The 19,123-nt window shown below is 35.5% G+C and carries 15 protein-coding genes, 5 tRNA genes and 1 pseudogene; 17 read left to right on the top strand and 4 right to left on the bottom strand.

Going from position 1 to position 19,123, the window contains the following annotated elements:
* Nucleotides 1–87, top strand: a pseudogene (locus QSH13_RS08350) (RNA-guided endonuclease InsQ/TnpB family protein); the annotation flags it as partial.
* 105 nt (nucleotides 88–192) lie between these two features.
* On the opposite strand, the gene QSH13_RS08345 reads toward QSH13_RS08350, so the two are convergent.
* The gene (locus QSH13_RS08345; RefSeq protein WP_109398387.1) at nucleotides 193–981 is read right to left on the bottom strand and encodes a glucose 1-dehydrogenase; all 789 of its coding nucleotides are present in this window, start codon (nucleotides 979–981) and stop codon (nucleotides 193–195) included.
* Nucleotides 982–1,233: 252 nt separating this feature from the next.
* On the opposite strand from QSH13_RS08345, the gene QSH13_RS08340 reads away from it, so the two are divergent.
* Nucleotides 1,234–1,938 (top strand): RNA ligase family protein, encoded by a 705-nt coding sequence (locus QSH13_RS08340; RefSeq protein WP_109398386.1) that lies wholly within the window; start codon nucleotides 1,234–1,236, stop codon nucleotides 1,936–1,938.
* Nucleotides 1,935–3,071, top strand: a complete 1,137-nt coding sequence (locus QSH13_RS08335; RefSeq protein WP_109398385.1) for an AAA family ATPase — start codon at nucleotides 1,935–1,937, stop codon at nucleotides 3,069–3,071. Before QSH13_RS08340 ends, QSH13_RS08335 begins: the two co-directional genes overlap by 4 nt.
* Nucleotides 3,072–3,198: 127 nt before the next feature.
* Here QSH13_RS08335 and QSH13_RS08330 read toward each other — a convergent pair whose 3' ends face one another.
* Entirely contained in the window at nucleotides 3,199–3,690 is a 492-nt protein-coding gene (locus tag QSH13_RS08330; RefSeq protein WP_109398384.1) for a DUF4822 domain-containing protein, read from the bottom strand.
* 957 nt (nucleotides 3,691–4,647) lie between these two features.
* Between QSH13_RS08330 and QSH13_RS08325 the strand changes: the two genes are divergently transcribed.
* From QSH13_RS08325 to QSH13_RS08310, 4 genes are all read left to right on the top strand, one after another.
* Nucleotides 4,648–5,868, top strand: a complete 1,221-nt coding sequence (locus QSH13_RS08325; protein WP_109398383.1) for a PfkB family carbohydrate kinase — start codon at nucleotides 4,648–4,650, stop codon at nucleotides 5,866–5,868.
* Nucleotides 5,869–5,895: 27 nt separating this feature from the next.
* Complete coding sequence (locus tag QSH13_RS08320; protein WP_286038980.1) at nucleotides 5,896–6,633, top strand: glutamine amidotransferase; 738 nt, start codon at nucleotides 5,896–5,898, stop codon at nucleotides 6,631–6,633.
* Nucleotides 6,634–6,762: 129 nt separating this feature from the next.
* Complete coding sequence (locus tag QSH13_RS08315; RefSeq protein WP_109398381.1) at nucleotides 6,763–7,719, top strand: DMT family transporter; 957 nt, start codon at nucleotides 6,763–6,765, stop codon at nucleotides 7,717–7,719.
* Nucleotides 7,720–7,729: 10 nt separating this feature from the next.
* Nucleotides 7,730–8,761 (top strand): phosphotriesterase family protein, encoded by a 1,032-nt coding sequence (locus QSH13_RS08310; protein WP_196544744.1) that lies wholly within the window; start codon nucleotides 7,730–7,732, stop codon nucleotides 8,759–8,761.
* A 109-nt stretch (nucleotides 8,762–8,870) separates the two neighbouring features.
* Here QSH13_RS08310 and glpX read toward each other — a convergent pair whose 3' ends face one another.
* Nucleotides 8,871–9,851, bottom strand: a complete 981-nt coding sequence (glpX, locus tag QSH13_RS08305) for a class II fructose-bisphosphatase (protein ID WP_109398379.1) — start codon at nucleotides 9,849–9,851, stop codon at nucleotides 8,871–8,873.
* A 206-nt stretch (nucleotides 9,852–10,057) separates the two neighbouring features.
* Between glpX and QSH13_RS08300 the strand changes: the two genes are divergently transcribed.
* From QSH13_RS08300 to QSH13_RS08255, 10 genes are all read left to right on the top strand, one after another.
* On the top strand, nucleotides 10,058–13,108 hold the full coding sequence (locus QSH13_RS08300) for a DUF2339 domain-containing protein (protein ID WP_196544745.1): 3,051 nt from the start codon (nucleotides 10,058–10,060) through the stop codon (nucleotides 13,106–13,108).
* A gap of 96 nt (nucleotides 13,109–13,204) precedes the next feature.
* Nucleotides 13,205–13,609 carry a GFA family protein gene (locus tag QSH13_RS08295; protein WP_109398377.1) on the top strand — a complete coding sequence of 135 codons (405 nt, stop codon included), beginning with the start codon at nucleotides 13,205–13,207 and terminating at the stop codon, nucleotides 13,607–13,609.
* Nucleotides 13,610–13,846: 237 nt separating this feature from the next.
* Nucleotides 13,847–14,410: a LuxR C-terminal-related transcriptional regulator gene (locus QSH13_RS08290; RefSeq protein WP_286038981.1), complete on the top strand. Its 564-nt coding sequence runs from the start codon at nucleotides 13,847–13,849 to the stop codon at nucleotides 14,408–14,410.
* Complete coding sequence (uvrC, locus tag QSH13_RS08285; protein WP_109398375.1) at nucleotides 14,394–16,226, top strand: excinuclease ABC subunit UvrC; 1,833 nt, start codon at nucleotides 14,394–14,396, stop codon at nucleotides 16,224–16,226. Before QSH13_RS08290 ends, uvrC begins: the two co-directional genes overlap by 17 nt.
* A gap of 55 nt (nucleotides 16,227–16,281) precedes the next feature.
* A complete protein-coding gene (pgsA, locus tag QSH13_RS08280; protein WP_075674025.1) occupies nucleotides 16,282–16,830 on the top strand; it encodes a CDP-diacylglycerol--glycerol-3-phosphate 3-phosphatidyltransferase in 549 nt (182 codons plus the stop codon).
* Between the two features lie 141 nt (nucleotides 16,831–16,971).
* Nucleotides 16,972–17,047 (top strand) — tRNA-Gly (locus QSH13_RS08275).
* Between the two features lie 25 nt (nucleotides 17,048–17,072).
* A tRNA-Cys gene (locus QSH13_RS08270) sits at nucleotides 17,073–17,146 on the top strand.
* A gap of 5 nt (nucleotides 17,147–17,151) precedes the next feature.
* Nucleotides 17,152–17,238 (top strand) — tRNA-Leu (locus tag QSH13_RS08265).
* Nucleotides 17,239–17,364: 126 nt separating this feature from the next.
* Nucleotides 17,365–17,451 (top strand) — tRNA-Leu (locus QSH13_RS08260).
* Nucleotides 17,452–17,619: 168 nt separating this feature from the next.
* A tRNA-Leu gene (locus QSH13_RS08255) sits at nucleotides 17,620–17,706 on the top strand.
* Between the two features lie 119 nt (nucleotides 17,707–17,825).
* On the opposite strand, the gene QSH13_RS08250 is transcribed toward QSH13_RS08255, so the two are convergent.
* Nucleotides 17,826–18,857 carry a glycosyltransferase family 9 protein gene (locus QSH13_RS08250; protein ID WP_194294884.1) on the bottom strand — a complete coding sequence of 344 codons (1,032 nt, stop codon included), beginning with the start codon at nucleotides 18,855–18,857 and terminating at the stop codon, nucleotides 17,826–17,828.
* Nucleotides 18,858–19,123 lie beyond the last annotated feature (266 nt).

Genomic DNA, 19,123 nt, shown 5'->3' with positions numbered 1-19,123 from the left:
GGCATGCTGGAATTACAAGCGGCGGGACTCGTCGTTTCTGCCCATGGAGGCCAGCGTAAATCCGTCACACAGACGGTTGCGGTCTAAGAAGTGGGAAGCCTCGCCCGACAGGGCGGGGAGCAGTCACAACGAGAATAATTAATGATGTATCCCACTTTCTAGTAATAAAGAAAGTGGGAACTTTATTGTCAATTAACCTTTACCAGATTGAAAAGAGGAATAAAGTGTCATCCCTCCATCAATAAAAATAGTTTGTCCGGTGATATAGGTTGATTGTTCAGATGCTAACCAAGCGGCTACATTGGCAACGACTTCTGGCTCAGCAGCATATTTCATGGGGATCATCTCTTCTAATTCTTCACGAAGCGTATCATCTTGCATTTTTTCTTGGTTGATTGGGGTATTTATTGCTCCAGGCCCAATTGAATTAATTCTAATACCCTTACTTGCATATTCAAGAGCGAGAGATTGAGTCAGCATTCTTACTCCACCTTTACTTGCTGCGTAACTTGCAAACGTGGGCCAAGGGATAATTTCATGAACTGAAGACATATTAATGATATTGCCTTGAATTTTATTTTCTACAAAATATCTTAACGCGGAGCGGGCGGTAAGAAAGTAACTAGTTAAATTCACATCTATAATTTTACGCCAATCAGCTAAATCAACGGCATGAGAAGGTGTTTGTGTTTCAATACCAGCATTATTAATAAGAAGGTCGAGCTTGCCAAAATGGTTGATGGCACAATAAATAAAATTATGAGCAACATCTTCGTTGCTAATATCACCCCCAAAAATAATGGCTTTACCTAAATTTAATTTATTTAAATCATCGGCAAGGCATTGAGCCTCTTTTTTATCAGAATGATAGTTAATCACGACATTCATTCCTTCAGCGACTAATCGTGACACAACAGCAGCACCAATTCCTCTTGATGATCCTGTAACGACTGCGACTTTTCCTTGAAGATCGTTGTACATACTTCCTCCGATATTCGATTTGAAAATTAAGCAAAAAGTAATATAAGAGATAAAAAGGATTATTTATCTAGCACTCTACTAATCTTATGGTTAATATAGCCACTTATTTATTTTTCACTTCTCTTTATTGTAGGTTGTTATTATGTAATACGCATTAAGGCACTGAAGGAATCGTGCAAATACAGAAAAATTAACGTACCGAGTTTATTTTAAAATTTGGTAGAGATTCTGTTACTTAATGAGTATTAAATAATGAATAATCAATCACAAAAATATGATAGAACCTATCACTATCCTTTTTCACCTGGCACAACAAATGACGATCGTATAAATGCGCAATGGTGGCAGGATATTTGTCAAATAAAACAACTTATCCATACAGAAAAACTAGATGGAGAAAATAATTGCCTAAATAAAATGGGGGTTTTTGCACGCTCGCATGCAACCCCAACACAATCAGCATGGACATCTCAATTACGCCAACGTTGGCAAATGATGAAAAATGATTTAGGTGAATTAGATATTTTCGGTGAGAATCTATATGCCATTCATTCTATTGAATATGCACACTTAGAAGAATATTTTTATGTATTTGCAGTTCGTTATAAAGATAAATGGCTAAGTTGGGAAGAAGTACAGTTTTATGCTTCTTTGTTTGATCTTCCCACTGTACCAGAAATTAAACTGCCTAAGTGTCAGGATAAAACCGATTTTGAAAAAATGATTGTTTCACAAGCCAAACAGGCAAGTTTTTTTCAATCGCATGATGTTTTAACGCAAAAACCAAGTCCAATGGAAGGTATTGTTACACGAGATGCACAGTCATTTTCGTTAGAGGATTTTTCACATCGTGTTTTTAAATATGTTAGAAAAGACCATGTTAAAACAGATGTTCATTGGAAAAAAAATTGGCGACGAGCCCCTTTAATTTGGGAAAAAACACAGGAGTCTCAATGATGCTTCATAAGAAACTACATACTGAAATGTCATGGGAACACCTTTGTGAACTGTATGATGAAATAAATGATATGGCTGGTGTTATGCAAGATCCAATTCATCATGCAGAAGGCGATGTGGCGATACATACACAAAGAGTAATCAATTCAGTTAAATCATTGCCAGAATATACAATGTTAACTGAAAGAGAACAGCAAATTTTATGGATCTCGGCACTACTTCATGATGTAGAAAAACGCTCTACAACTCGGGAAGAGGAGGGACGTATCGTTTCACCAGGTCATGCGCGTAAAGGTGAATTAACAGCACGTCTTTTTCTGTATAAAAAAGTACCTTTAAGCTTTGCTGATAGAGAGCAAATAGCAGCTTTAGTTCGTTTTCACGGTTTACCGTTGTGGGTGATGGATAAACCTGATCCTAAAAAAGCCTTGCTTGCTGCATCACTGAGAGTAGATTGCTATTTGTTGGCATTATTGGCTAAAGCAGATGTTTTAGGGCGAGATTGTGAAGATAAACCCGCTCTTTTTGATAAAATCGCGTTATTTACACTTTATTGTGAAGAGTTAAATTGTTGGCGTAGGGCTGCTCCATTTCCATCAAGTGATGCTCGTTTTCACTATTTTTATACAGAAAATAGTACAGATTGTAATTATGAGCCTTATCCTGAAAAAGGAAGTGAAGTGACCGTGTTATGTGGATTACCTGGTATGGGAAAAGATACTTTTATTCGCCAACATTGTGCAGACTTTCCGATTGTGAGTTTAGATGATCTCCGTCGCCAACATAATATTAAACCTGATAACAGAGATGCTAATGGTTGGATAGCACAGCAAGCAAAAGAACAAGCTCGTATTTATTTACGAGAGCATAAACCTTTTGTTTGGAATGCCACCAATATTACAAGAAAAATGCGAGATCAACTTATCTCTTTATTTTATCGCTATAATGCAAAAGTGACATTGATTTATATTGAAGTCCCTTATGTGCAATGGCAGAGGCAAAATAATGCAAGAAACGAAGCTGTGCCAGCTAAAGTAATGGAACGCATGTTGAGTAAATTGGAAGTACCAACACCAGAAGAAGCGCATAAAGTGATTTATTGGATTGAAGGTCAATCTCAGACCATATTTTAATTATTTGATTAAATTCGGTGAAATGATAATCCGGTTATAAAATAAAATGAGGGTTACTTATAAAAATAAGTAACCCTTTTTTATTTATTGGATAGGACTAATTTACAGGTAAAACAACGTATTAAATTTACTTTTTAACGTGATGGATAATATCGAAATAGACATTACGATCATCAGCATTTGGATAAATACGATAGGTATACTCATCATTTTTAACTGTGATATTTTCTACATCTCGGGTAAATAGCGTTTTACCTTCAGTATCTTTGGCAACTAAGGTACGTATTTTACCATCGTCTGACATTGACCAGTCACCTTGCATCTTTTGTTTTCCTTCTGGCGTAAACATAATAAATGTGCCATTAGGGTAGTATTCTGCAAGTCCAAAATAGTTGCTAACTTGGGCATTATCTGGAGATGTTTTATTTCCTTTTTCATCGATAGCATCAGTTGTTATCCAAACTTTTTCTATCATGACTTTTTCATAGTCGTTAAGTTCTTTTTGAGCCTGAATAACACCTTGAGTTTGAATATTAGTAGTAGTTGATGAACTCTCTGCAGCAAAAAGAGAAAAACTAGCGCTTAGTAATGAGATTGCGATAAGTGATTTTATTTTCATTGATATATCCTTATTGTACGTTGTGCTTTTTGTCAGTAATTTATGTTATGTCTGACGGTATGAATAAATTTAAGTATAAAATGGGAAAAGTGCGAGGAAAGAAGTATGTCTAAATGTTTCGTATAAAAAGACTTTTTGACAAAAATAAAGGGTTTAAAATATCAAGTGATCTATATTTATTGGTATTATTATCTGCTTTTATCCTTGTTCTAGATATAATTGCTATGAATAGAGTAATTAAAAAAACAAATGCTATTTATAGAGAGTATGGAAAATAGATAAAAAACTTTATTGATTTACAATATGAACTCAAAGATTGACTCATTGGTGAACTAAATAGACAAGATGATGACATTTTTATCTAACATAAATGTTATTTAGATCACAAAAATGAAAGATGAGAATTGAGTGTGTTTTAAGCATTGCTTTTGCATTACTTAAGTAATTTATGTTCTTTGTTAAAAGGGTATCGTTCTCTTTGGTCTTTAATGATCAAAAATTCTTTATGATAAATGTGTTTTAGAAATCGACGGCGATAAAAATAATTAATGCATTACTCGATTCAATTCGATTGTATTTTATTTAAGCATTATTACTAATACTTTATAGGAATATAAAGTGTTTTTTTATAATTCCTTATTTATAAAAGCGAATTCTATTTTTAAATTTCATCTTTTAATATTATTTATCGAGTGTAAATAAAAAGTAATATTAAATTTACTTATGGTAAATAAGTTGAAATGGCGTTATAAGTTGATTCCTCCTTTTCTAAAAAAGAAATAAATCTTAAATTTATTTATTAAATAATCTTACTGTTATCATTGTTTATTTCTGCTTTTTTTGTTTTTTTATTTTTGTATTTCTGCTTTTTTTTGCTTTTAATAAATAACATATGATTGTAATCACAATCCCATAACAACTAATAAACTAAAGTTGTTGCCATAGAGGTAACATTAAATGAAAGCAGAACGTCATAAAAAAATAATTAATCTGATCAAAGGTCATGGTGCAGTAAAAGTTTCTGTTTTGGCTAAAGAACTTGATGTTACCAAAGAAACAATACGATCAGATTTAAATACACTCGCAGAAAAAGGAATTATAAAAAGATGCCATGGAGGCGCTTTTATAGAATTTGAAACATTAGACAAAGTAGCTAAGAAAGAAATTATACAATTTCTAGAATGTAATGATCAAATTGATAAAAACGATTTAGCAAATAAAACAGCAATAAATAAGGTGTGCGTACTGGGTTCATTTAATGTTGATATGATTAGTTATCTTCCTAGACTGCCAGAAGCCGGGGAATCCTTATTATCGAATAAATTTATCTTTTCACCAGGAGGTAAAGGTTGTAATCAAGCATTGGCAGCGAGTTATGCTGATGCACAGGTGCATTTTATAACGAAGATAGGTACTGATCAATTTAGTGATTATGCAGTTAATTTTATATCGTCATCAAGAATAAAAACATCAACGATATATCAAACTGAAAATTATCAAACAGGAACTGCATCTATTTTTGTTTCGGAAGAGAGTGGAGAAAATATTATCTCTATTTACTCTGGTTCTAATATGGATATTTCTGCTGATGAAGTCAAAATACAAAAAGATAAAATTATTGATGCAGATATAATTTTACTTCAATTAGAAACGAATATTGAAGCATTAAAAGAAATTATTGCTATTGGAAACGAAAATAATATACCTATTATTCTTAATCCAGCACCTTATAACAAAATAGTTAATGAATTACTTCCAATGATAGATGTATTAACACCTAATGAAACGGAAGCTAGTTTATTATCTGGAATAGAAGTACTTGATTTAGAATCTGCAAAAAATGCTGCAGTTTCTATTTATCAACAAGGCGTAAATAAAGTGGTTATTACGCTGGGTAGTAAAGGTTCGTTAGCTTATGACGGATATAAGTATATTTATTCGCCAGCATATCCGGCAGTTGTAAAAAATACAGCAGGGGCAGGTGATGCTTTTAATGGTGCGCTCGCTGCCTCGTTGGCAAAAGGAAAGCAGTTTTCTTATGCGTTACGCTATGCATCAGCTTTTTCATCACTAGCTGTTGAGACGAGTAATGCTTCAGAAATGCCTGAAGATATTAATGTCATGCATCGCATCAATCAAACAACATATTCACAGATTGTCACCCAATCCCCTGAATAAATAGTCTTTTTTGAAAGAGGAATAAAAATGAAAATCTTATTTATTGGTGAGTCATGGCACATTCATATGATCCACTCCAAAGGCTACGACAGTTTCACTTCCAGCAAATATGAAGAAGGTTCAACGTTCTTATTAAGTTGCTTAAGAGAAAAGGGTGTTGAAGTTGATTATATGCCTGCTCATACCGTTCAGGTTGCATTTCCACAAACGGCTGAAGCATTGGCTAAATACGATGTCATTGTTATTAGTGATATTGGTGCAAATACGTTCCTTCTGCAAAACGATACTTTCTATAACATGAAAGTTATTCCTAACGCATTAGGGTTAATTAAAGAGTTTGTAGTTAATGGCGGTGGCTTATTAATGATTGGTGGTTACCTGTCATTTATGGGTATTGAGGCTAAAGCAAACTACAAAAATACATTACTTGCAGAAGTTCTGCCTGTTGAAATGCTGGATGGTGATGATCGTGTAGAAGCGCCTGAAGGTGTATTTGCAAGTGCTGTAAATGCTGATCATGCATCAGTAAAAGGTTTTGGTGAATGGCCTATGTTCCTTGGCTATAACAAAGTTTCAGCTAAAGAGAATACAGAAACTGTTTTAAATATTGGCGAAGATCCATTGCTGGTATTTGGTCAGTTCGAAAAAGGAAAAACAGGCTGCTTTATGAGTGATTGTTCTCCTCATTGGGGTAGCAAAGAGTTTTTAGCATGGCCTCATTATGCGGATATGTGGGTTAACATTCTTAAACAAATTGCTCGTTAATTAGAATTAAGAATAACAGTCATAAAAAGTAAAAAAGCGCAGAGTTGTCGCTCTGCGCTAATAAAAACCGATTACTTGAAAAATAAAAAAAGAAATCACTCATAGCCAATAATCCAAAAGGAACATCTTATGAGTACAAAAAATTTATCAACACCATTGCTGATGTTAGCAACTGTGTTAGCTGGTATGCTATCACCAATGCAGTCTGCGGTGAATGGGCAGTTAGGGCATGTTTTAAAAGATGGTAATGCGAGTGCAGTTATCTCTTTTGCCAGTGGTTTAGTGGTAATGTTTTTTATCATTATGTCAAAAAAACAGTATCGCCAGCAATTTGCTTCAATTCCTAGTTTAATTAAAACGCGCAAAATTCCATTATGGAACTGGTTTGCAGGCCTTTGTGGTGCAATGGTTGTTTTTTCTGAAGGGGCTTCTGCAAGCGCGTTAGGAATTGCAACATTCCAAACAGCATTAATTTCAGCACTCTTATTATCAGGCTTACTATGTGACCGCTTTGGTGTAGGTGTTGATGAGAAAAAATATTTCACACCATATCGTGTATTAGGTGCAATATTAGCTGTTGTTGCAACTTTATTTGTAGTTTCTCCACAATGGCACTCAACCTCATTTATTTATTTAGCAATCTTACCTTTCCTTGCTGGTTTATTAGCAGGCTGGCAACCCGCAGGTAACGCTAAAGTTGCAGAAGCAACAGGTTCTATGATGGTGTCTATCACTTGGAACTTTATTGTTGGTTTCACTGTTTTAACGATTGCTCTTATTGTTCGCATGGCATTAGGTCATCTCACTCTTGAATTACCAGGTACTTGGTGGATGTATTTAGGTGGTCCTTTAGGACTTATGTCTATCGCATTAATGGCTATTTTAGTTCGTGGTTTAGGCTTACTGATGTTAGGTGTTGCTTCAACAGCGGGTCAGTTATTAGGTTCTGTATTAATTGACTTATTATTACCATCATTAGGCAATACCGTTTATTTAGTGACAATCATCGGTACATTATTTGCGTTAGTGGGTGCGATTGTAACTACAATCCCTGAATTCAGAGCGACTAAGTCAGCAAAAGCGTAGGAGTATCGTAATGAAAGGTTATATTCAAACCGTAACTGGCCCCGTGAAAAAAGAAGATATGGGGTTAACATTGCCCCATGAACACCTTTTTAATGATCTCTCAGGTGTTGTTGATGAACCTTTTTATGAATTCTCGCATGTGTTAGTTGATAAAAAAGTGAGTGCAGATATTCAGTGGGGACTTAAATACGATCCATATTGCTGTTGCGATAATATGGATAAGAAGCCTATCGAAGATGTTATTTTTGAATTAAATAACTTCAAAGAGTTAGGAGGCAGAACAATTGTTGATGCAACTGGATCTTCATCAATTGGACGTGATATTAGAAAATTAAGACAAGTTGCAGAAATAACCGGCATTAACGTTGTTGCATCTTCAGGACTTTATATTGAAAAATTTGAAGGGAAGCGTTTGGCTGATGATATTGATGCAATGGCAAAAATCATTGATGATGAATTGAATGTAGGTATCGATGGTACTGATATTCGTGCTGGTATGATTGGCGAAATTGGCGTTTCTCCATTCTTTACTGATGGTGAAAAAAATAGTTTACGTGCTGCTGCTATTGCGCAAAATAGTAATCCTCATGTTTCAATGAATATTCATATGCCGGGTTGGCAACGTCGTGGTGATGAAGTTTTAGATATTCTATTAACAGAAATGGGATGTAACCCCGCTAAGATTTCATTGGCACACTCTGATCCATCAGGTAAAGATATTGATTATCAATGCAAAATGTTAGATCGCGGTGTTTGGCTTGAGTTTGATATGATTGGTCTGGATATCTCTTTTCCTAAAGAAGGCGCTGCACCAAGTGTTATGGATACCATAGAAGCTGTCGCAACCTTAATTGAAAGAGGTTATGGTAGCCAAATCGTATTAAGCCATGATGTGTTCTTAAAACAGATGTGGGCGAAAAATGGGGGAAATGGTTGGGGATTTGTTCCTAATGTATTCCTTTCATTATTGGCTCAACGTGGCATTGATAAATCTATTATTAAAAAATTATGTGTAGAGAATCCAGCTAATTTGTTGGCTTAAATCTGAAGTGAGTAAATAACAATAAATATACCCCTTGAAGTAAATTTAGCGGCATCTTAATAAAGTGCCGCTTTTTTATGTCTCAAGGAAAAGAAGACAAAATGAGGCATTAACGTAAATGGAAATTTTCAATATAACGTAATGTATGCGTTGAACCATTAATGACCAAAGAGTGTGTTTGTAGGTATTGAGCTTGTTGATTAACGCCAGATAAGAAATCACCTTTGGTAATTGCTGTTGCTGCAAACATAACATCTTGGTTACGTACTAATGTGTCTAATGACAATTTAATATTTACATCTGTACCCATTTTATGACAACGTGCAATTTCAGAGACCGCATATTCTCTATTTTCTGCACTATTTCCCTTTGCAATATCCCGAGTAATCAAACGTGCTTGCATATCACCGCCTAATGCTTTAGCGATAGCCGCACTAATTACTCCCTCAGGTGCTCCACCAATACCATACATAACATCAATACTGTTATTAGGCATTGTGGCATATAAAGAAGCTAGAACATCACCATCAGGGAGTGTAATTACATTAATACCTTTCGCGCGTAGATCTTTAATAATATCGTGGTGACGTGGTTTATCTAAAATAGCAAGAGTTAGTTGTTCAATAGGTTTATTTAATGTTTGAGCAATAGCGTCAAGGTTATATTCAAGACAATGGTTAAGATCAATCACACCTGCAGCTTGCTTACCAACAATTAATTTTTCCATATACATGTCGGGAGCTTGTAAAAAACTGCCTTCAAAGCCAGCGGCTAAAATAGCTAGGGAATTATTTTCACCCATAGCTACCATACGTGTACCGTCAATAGGGTCAACCGCAATTTCTATTTTATCGCCTTTCCCATTTCCTACTTTTTCGCCAATATAGAGCATAGGTGCTTCATCTATTTCACCTTCACCAATGACAATTTCACCATTGATATTTAGGTTATTTAAACGTTCACGCATGGCACTGACAGCAGCATCATCTGCTGCATTTTTATTTTGTTTGCCAATCCAAGGCATTGCTGCAATAGCTGCTGCTTCTGTTACAGAAGCGATAGCATTAGTTAATTCGTCATTTAATTTCATATTATGAGTGTATTTTGCGATATAAATGGAAGATTAAGTTAGGTTACCGATCATACCTTTTTTTCGAAATTGTGTGCTAGGTTTAAATCAAGAGTTCTCGAAATAGATTATTTAGGAATAAACTAAGATAAATCTGTGAAAATTAAAGTATAACTAAGGGGAAGAGATTAAAACTATGTGATGCTTAACGCAAAAGGATTAGGTTTATGGACGACTTTTTGACGCTCATTGTTACAATATTTGTCGTGGTATCTTTGTATTGGCAATATCACGCTTATATTAATAGCAATTCATTGTTACATCGAATTAAACAGCTTGAAGAAAAGTTTACTGAGCAACAAGAGAAATTATTTAAGTTATTAAATAAAGATAACGCTGTGGATATTCGCACAGAGCTTGATACTCAGAAATGTGAAGTTAAGGATTTATCCCGTGATATAAAAAGAGAGCCTCAACCAACGGGTCCAACTTATCAATCTAAAACAGTTGAATCTATTGACACAATAGAACCGGTGCAAAATAAGGCGGAGAATAACGGTACACCTGTATATCAACATGCACAAGCATCACAAGAAAAGGCATTTAATAAAACTTTTCCTAATGAAGAAAATCCATCTGTGCAATCTTCTAGGGTTAATGATATTAACCTTGAAAACAAACAATCTAGTAAGCCAGAAATATCAACAGCCCCTACACCTAAAGAGCCTGAACCATATCGGCCGAAGGTAGCAACAAGCCGTTTTGCTCATCATTACCAAAAAGAGGTAAAACAAACATATGTTGAACCAGCATCAGATCTGCTTATGGAGAATAGAGCGGGTGTGGCAAGTGCAAGCCTTACGAGATCTGAAACCAGTCATTCAGAAAATGCTACACCTCAAGTAAATCGACCGGCATCGCAATATAGACCTAATTTAAATCCTCGCTCAAAACGTCAACAGAAATCGATTTTGGGACTTATTTGGAATTGGGTAGTAACAGGAAATCCGCTGGCTAAAATAGGGATGTTATTACTCTTTTTTGGTTTATCTTATTTACTTAAATACAGTATTGATAATGAGCTTGTCTCAGCATCAACACGTTTAATGATGGCGGGAACAGGATGTTTAGCCTTATTAGGTATTGGTTGGTGGCTTAGAAAGAAAAATCTGATATATGCATTAATTTTACAAGGTGGCGGTATTGGTGGGTTTTACATCACTATTTTTGCTGCGACTAAAATTTATGATTTTATTCCTATTGGCATCGCTTTAGCCATTATGGTCTTGATTTGTATTGTCAGTGTTATTTTAGCGGTTCTTCATCGAGCAATTAGTTTAGCTGTATTAGCCTCATTAGGCGGATATTTAGCTCCTGTTTTATTGTCCACGGGAAGTGGCAATTATATAGCTTTGTTTAGTTATTACCTTATTCTTTCAATTGGTATTCTTATTATTAGCCATTGGCAAGTTTGGCGTTTATTAAATCTGATTGGTTTCGCTTTCACTTTTGGTATTGGTTTTATATGGGCAATACCAAATTACACTCATGCGGATTATTTACCTTGTCAGTTATTTTTAATTGCGAATTGGTTGATTTTTGGTATTGCAACAGAACTTTCAACACTGAAAAATAAACTGAAACTTAATATTCCTTTTGATGCCACATTACTATTTGGTACACCATTAATTGGTTTTATTTTCCAATATCGATTAGCCTCAGAATGGCCATATGGAGTTGCTATTGCCTCATCTCTTTATGGATTAGCTTATTTTGCACTAAGTTGGTTTGCACTTAAGCGTTATCGTGAAGAGGGTAAATTACTGGCAATTGCCTTCTTGATGCTTTCTGCTACTTTTGCCACTTTAGCCGTACCATTTGCATTCTCTGCTGAATGGACATCGATTGTATGGGCAATTGAAGGGGTGATGATCCTTGCATTTTCTGTTTTACAGCAGCAAAAGAAACCGGCTATTGCAGGGACTATTTTAGTTGCAGTTTCTTTCGTTTTATTATTTAACATGCCTATTATCTCGTTAGGTGATTGGTTAATGCTTGTAACACAAGTCATTGTTGTATTTGCTGTCGGAGTACTGTGGTATCGAGCTCAATTTACTCATCTTGATAATCGAGCTATTGGATATGTGACACTCTTTATCTCTACTGTAAGTTGGGGATATAGCGTATTACTTTTACAAGAATATGGTGAACATTGGCTCTCTCCAGAAGTAAAATCTATTACCTTTGCTTTTATTCTTATTAGTTGCTGGGGTATGTTCTTTGCAGGGAGAAAAGCTCAATTTTCTGAGTTAGCAAGTTGCTCTATTTTATTCTGGCCGATGTCGGCGCTTATTATGTTGGTGTATATCTATCTTTCAGGTTCGTTAATTGATAATGGGTTAAGTACAATTATCTGGATCACAATTTTTGCGAGTGGTTTCTACTTACTTAAAGTAAATACGTTATTGTCGAAACAAAGGATCAATAAAGCATTAATCCACAGTATGCATCTTATCTTTATTGGTCTTTTCTTATTTACTGAATTTATTTGGTTAATGGATGTTACGTACCTTTATGTGAGCCTACATTTTGCAAGTATTATTTTGGGTATAAGTTTATTTATCGCAATAAGTTACATACTAGCAATGAAAGTGAATTGGATAAAAGAGTACCAAAATGCTTATTGGGTAGTGACTTTGCCCGCTTTAGGTTTACTGGTTCTTTCTTTGATCTTTGCAAACTTTAATGACGGAACTGAAAGTGGTATTAAATTTATTCCATTATTTAATTTGATGGATCTAATCGGGATTATTGGAATATGGATTGGCTATCAATTTATTTCAGTAATAAAATGCTCACCTAAATATCAAGCATTATTGAAAAATAACTTGCCTATATTGAATTACATTATTCCTGCGATGATTTTTTGGTGGGCAAATGGCATTTTATTAAGAGGATTAGTCTTTGCAACAGATATTGATTGGTCGAGTTATGCAATAATTAATTCCAAAGTGATCCAAACAGTATTAGCAATTATTTGGGCAATTACTGCGCTAGTGACTATGGTGATGGCGACACGTAAGAAGTCACGTTCACAATGGTTTATTGGTGGTGTATTGTTGGCGGTGGTTATCGCTAAACTTTTCCTAATTGATACATCATTAAGTAGTGGATTACTTAGAGCATTAGCCTTTATTGGTGTTGCAATACTGATTTTATTAATTGGATATTTCTCACCATTACCACCGAAAAGGCAAAGTAGCAATACAGGCGTGTAAGCAATAATTATGCTTGCATTGTGTTTATTTTATAAATTAAATCATGCATATAATCTTAAATGATTAATGCATGATTTAATGGAAAGGAGAACTATAATGCATCAAGGTCAATGTTTATGCGGTAAAGTTAAATTATCAACAGCACAAGATATCTCTGCGCTCAGTGTTTGTCATTGTAGTATGTGTTTACGTTGGAATGGAGGACCAGGTTTTTCAATTGATTGCAAATCAGATTTGAAGATTGAAGGCGAAGAAAATATAACACGTTATGATTCATCTTCATGGGGAGAGCGAGCATTTTGTAAGTATTGTGGCTCTCATCTTTTTTACCATTTAAAAGAACCCCATACTTACTATGTGTCAGCAGGGTTATTTCCTGATGCGAAAGAAAGCAAACTGACAATGCAAATTTATATAGATAGCAAGCCTCATTATTATAATTTTGTAGAAAAAACACCAATGCTAACAGAGCAAGATATTATGAATATGTTCAATCAATAATATCTTATTTATTGATTTTTTATATTTTTAAAGGCTCTTTTCTATATGAGCCTTTTTTATTATAGTGTAATAGTCATGTTAAGGCTTATAAAAATTGATTTAACATTCTTTGTTATGTTTTAATTTAAAAGGAAAGAGTTATTGATAAATACATTGATAATAAGTCGAGTTGAAATATTTAACTTGGGAATAAAAACACTGCTTAGTCAGATTAAAAAAATTAATATCCGAAAGGTAATGAATGATGAAAGTGATGCATTTCGCTATTGCCGACAATTTTCGGTTAATCTTATTATTTTTTACTCAACGCCTTCAGTCTCATTAATTGACTCTATAAAAAGAATAAAGCGTTCTTCTTTATCAATTAAAATAATTGTTATTTCACCAAAAACAGACTCTATATTATCAATAACACTTCTTCAATTGGGTATTGAGGGTTTTATTGTTGTTGATACTTCTTGTGACAATATTCTGCAAGCTATTCGACAGGTTTGCATCGGTCAACGGTATATAAGCCAAGAGTTAGCGATGGAAATCGCACTAACAAAATTACAGCAAGAATTAAATCCTTTGCATCATCTGTCTGAAAGAGAATTGCAGATTATGTCGATGATTATCAGAGGGAAAAAAATCACACAAATCGCCAGTGAACTGAATATTAATACAAAAACAGTAAATAGCTATCGTTACCGAATGTTTAGTAAACTTAAAATCTCAGGTGATGTAGAATTAACTCATATAGCAATACGCTATGGGTTAATTGAGATAGAGAGTCATTTAAAAAGTGGAAGACAAATTTGACGCCAAAGCATTTTTAAGCCGACTCACTGATAAACCAGGTGTGTATCGGATGTATGATGCGACAGACACAGTAATCTATGTCGGTAAAGCTAAGGATCTGAAAAAAAGGCTTTCTAGCTATTTTCGTACACAGGTAAATAGCCGTAAGACTGAAGCTTTAGTGAAGTGCATCGCAAATATTGATGTTACGATCACCCATACAGAAACGGAAGCTTTATTGCTTGAACATAGCTATATCCAGCGTTATCAACCTCGCTATAATGTATTGTTACGAGATGATAAATCCTATCCTTATATCTATTTAAGCAGTGATAAACACCCTAGACTTGCTAGTTACCGTGGTGCAAAACATGCCAAGGGTGAATATTTTGGCCCCTTTCCTAATTCATTCGCAGTAAGAGAAACATTGGCATTAATGCAAAAATTGTTTCCTATTCGTCAATGCGAAGACAGTGTTTATCGCAATCGTTCAAGACCTTGTTTACAATATCAAATTGGCCGTTGTCTTGCTCCTTGCGTAAAAGGTTATGTTTCTGATGAAGAATATGCTCAACAAGTTAATTATGTGAGGCTTTTCCTTTCAGGTGATGATACACAGGTTATTGACGGGTTGGTTAAACGTATGGAAGAAGCTAGCCAAGAATTACGTTTTGAAGAGGCAGCTCGCATTCGTGACCAAATCCAAGCTGTAAGACAAGTGACTGAAAAACAATTTGTCGCCAATATTGGTGATGATCTTGATGTGATCAGTGTTGCTTTTAATGGTGCGATTGCTTGTGTTTATGTTCTCTTTTTCCGCCAAGGTAAGGTGTTAGGAAGTCGGAGTTATTTTCCTAAAGTTCCTGCAAATACTTCAATTGATGAAGTTGTTCAGACTTTTATTGGTCAATTTTATTTACAAGGTAGTGCAATTCGCACTTTGCCAACTGAAATTTTGCTCGATTTTAATTTAGAAGATAAGGCGATCCTTTCTGAATCTATATCTTCAATTGCAGGGCGAAAGATTCAAATTCAAACAAAACCGCGTGGTGATAGGGCGCGCTATTTGAAATTAGCTAGAACAAACGCAGCTACGGCATTGGCTTCAAAACAAGTTGAGCAATCGACAATTTCACAACGTTATACCTCTTTGATGTCTCTTCTTGATATGAAAGAGATAAAACGAATGGAATGTTTTGATATTAGTCACACTATGGGAGAGCAAACTGTGGCTTCATGTGTAGTATTTGACATGAATGGCCCATTAAAATCGGAATATAGACGCTATAATATCAGTGGTATTACTCCTGGTGATGATTATGCAGCGATGAATCAAGTGTTAACTCGACGTTATGGTAAATCATTAGAAGACAGTAAGGTTCCTGATATTATCTTTATTGATGGTGGTAAAGGGCAATTAGCACAAGCAATAGAGGTATTTGATTCTCTTAATGTTGATTGGGACAAATCACACCCGAAATTAATTGGTGTTGCAAAAGGGAGTGACCGTAAAGCTGGGCTTGAAACCTTGTTTTTTGTGCCAGAGGGGGAAGGAATGGCGTTGCCTTCTGATTCGCCTGCGTTACATTTGATCCAACATATTCGTGATGAATCGCATCGTCATGCGATAACAGGGCATCGTCAACGTAGAGCAAAAGTAAAAAATACCAGCTCACTGGAGTCTATTGAAGGTGTAGGACCTAAGCGTCGTCAAATGTTGTTGAAATATATGGGGGGGCTACAAGCTTTACGAGATGCAAGTGTTGAAGAAATTGCGAAAGTTCCGACAATTTCGACTGCATTAGCAGAAAAAATTTTTAATGCGTTGAAACACTAAGTGTATTGATGCACCATATTAATAACTCTCACTTTTCTAGGTCGTGTAGAACGCTATGCAACTAAATATCCCAACTTGGCTAACTCTATTTCGTGTCGCTCTAATTCCATTCTTTGTTTTGGTGTTTTATTTACCATTCAAAGATGCTCCATTAGTCTGCGCTATTATTTTTATGGTAGCAGCTGCAACAGATTGGTTTGATGGTTTTTTAGCACGTAGATGGAAACAAACTACCCGCTTCGGCGCTTTTCTTGACCCAGTAGCGGATAAGGTAATGGTTGCAACAGCACTTGTTTTAATTACTGAGTACTATCATGAGTGGTGGATAACCTTACCAGCAGCAACAATGATTGCTCGTGAAATTATTATCTCTTCATTAAGGGAATGGATGGCTGAATTAGGAAAACGTAACAGTGTTGCTGTTTCTTGGATAGGAAAAGTGAAGACGACCGCACAAATGGGATCGTTGGTTGTGTTATTATGGCGTCCTACGGTTGAAGCAGAGTGGTTTGGATTCGCTTTATTATATATCGCAACAGTGTTGACTTTCTGGTCAATGTTTCAATATTTGAGCGCTGCGTGGTCAGATTTGCGCGAAGGTTGATCGAAATGACTGAAAATTCACCGAACAGTCAAAAAGATGCAAATATAGTGTTGACTAGATTCAGGAAATCAGTAGAATGCAACGCATCGAAAGGCACAACGGTTTACAGAAATAAATAAGTAAATCAGCAAGTTCGGTAAAGCGGGAATAGCTCAGTTGGTAGAGCACAACCTTGCCAAGGTTGGGGTCGCGAGTTCGAGTCTCGTTTCCCGCTCCAATCTCTTATGAGATTGAGCAGTTGAGGCGCGTTGGCAGAGTGGTCATGCAGCGGATTGCAAATCCGTGTACCTCGGTTCGATTCCGGGACGCGCCTCCATTAATGCCCAGGTGGTGAAATCGGTAGACACAAGGGATTTAAAATCCCTCGGCTGTAAGGCTGTGCGGGTTCAAGTCCCGCCCTGGGCACCATCTCTTTTAGATAGAGAGTTTGGTGCAAAAAGAAAGTCCATTCTAAATGGCAGTGAAAAGTAAATAAGTCGTCCATACCAGTATCTCTCTTAGTAGTAAGAATTTACGGACGCACCACAGAATTTAGCCCAGGTGGTGAAATCGGTAGACACAAGGGATTTAAAATCCCTCGGCTGTAAGGCTGTGCGGGTTCAAGTCCCGCCCTGGGCACCATATAAATAGCGGACCTTAACTTAGGTCCGTTTTTTCTTCCTCTAGCGATAAGTTAGTGAGAGAAAAGCAAAAAACTAAAGTTAGCAGTTTTAGACGTAAATGCTTTAAATTTATTTGTTATTTAGTTTGTATAAGCAAGTATTATGCATAACAAGTAAATACAATTTAGCCCAGGTGGTGAAATCGGTAGACACAAGGGATTTAAAATCCCTCGGCTGTAAGGCTGTGCGGGTTCAAGTCCCGCCCTGGGCACCATATAAAAAACGGACCTCATTGAGGTCCTTTTTTTGATCATAAAAAATGAAAATCACTTTATTAGTTGTAGTAATAAGGTAATTTTCATTTAAATACTGTTTTTTATGAGTAATCGGTGATTAGTTCTTTGTATCTAAAACAGTAACTCGATTTCTTAATGTAATAAAACGAGTCAATACATCCTCTACCGTAAGAAGCCCTACAGTATCTTCAGGTGCTTTCAGTACTTCACTGGCAATATGCCATGGTCCCCAAAAATCAGCATCGCTATTACCAAACATGGCTACTGTTGGCACACCAACACCAACTGAAATATGTAATGCGCCACCATCGCTGGTTAGCATCTGATCACATAAAGACATACCCGCCATTAATTCTCGAAGATTTTGTGTAGGTACTGGCGTAATAGGGATATCTTTGCATTGTTCGAGTATAAACTGTGCTTTTTCATCATCACCAGGATGTTGCTTATTATCATTGCTTCCTGGCGACCAAAAGAGAAGAATATGGCATTTTTCGCGTTGTGTTAATTGGTGCGCTAACGCGATAAATTTTTCTGCTTGCCAACGTTGTTGTGGTTTACGTGAACTGATTTGTAAGCCGTACACAGGAACATTTTCAGTTATTTTAATGCGTTGACGAATTGTAGAGATCTCTTCGTCTTTAACATACAACTTTAAAGGACCTGCTTTTTTCTCTATTCCAAGAGGGTGGGCTAGTTGACAAAATAACTCAGCGATATGACCTTTGTTAGATGGTGTTGGGATGGGATCTGTCACTGCTGATGGTGCATCATCGCCAATAGCGATAATTCGTTTAGCACCGGATAATTTTGCCCATTGTAATGCTCTTTTGGCCCAATGATCACGAGCAACAATTGCAATGTCATAATGCTGACGACGCATATCAAAAATAATTTTTAAGCGACTTAGAATGAGCTTTAAGGACGATTGTCCTGATTTTTTATGATGTAACTTACTGTAAATATGTACATTTCCGACAGAAGGGTTACCTTCTAAGATTGCTTGATTGTAAGAATTTACGAGAAGATCAATTTTTGTATTGTATTCACGGGAAAGAGCATCAATTAATGGTGTTGTAAGTATTAAATCACCAATGTTATCTCTTTGTATTATTAATATTTTGGGCATAATTAGATTTATTTATACTCGAATGAAAAAATAACACTGTAAGTAATAACTTAAGTGTTAATCATAATCTATGGTTATGATTATAAACTATTCGATATGTATAGGCATTACTATCAAAAAATTAATTACTTTTTTGAATTGGAAATGCGTAATTATTATGCTGATTTGTAGAAAGCAAGGTGATTATCTATAAATGATCACCTTGCTTATGATAAATCTTGATATGCAATTTTTTTTAACAACTTACATAATATTCATTTTTTAAG

The organism is Proteus faecis (assembly GCF_030286765.1).
GTDB lineage: Bacteria > Pseudomonadota > Gammaproteobacteria > Enterobacterales > Enterobacteriaceae > Proteus > Proteus faecis.
Note: the sequence above shows the minus strand (reverse complement) of the source record. Positions and strands in the feature narration are given on the sequence as shown.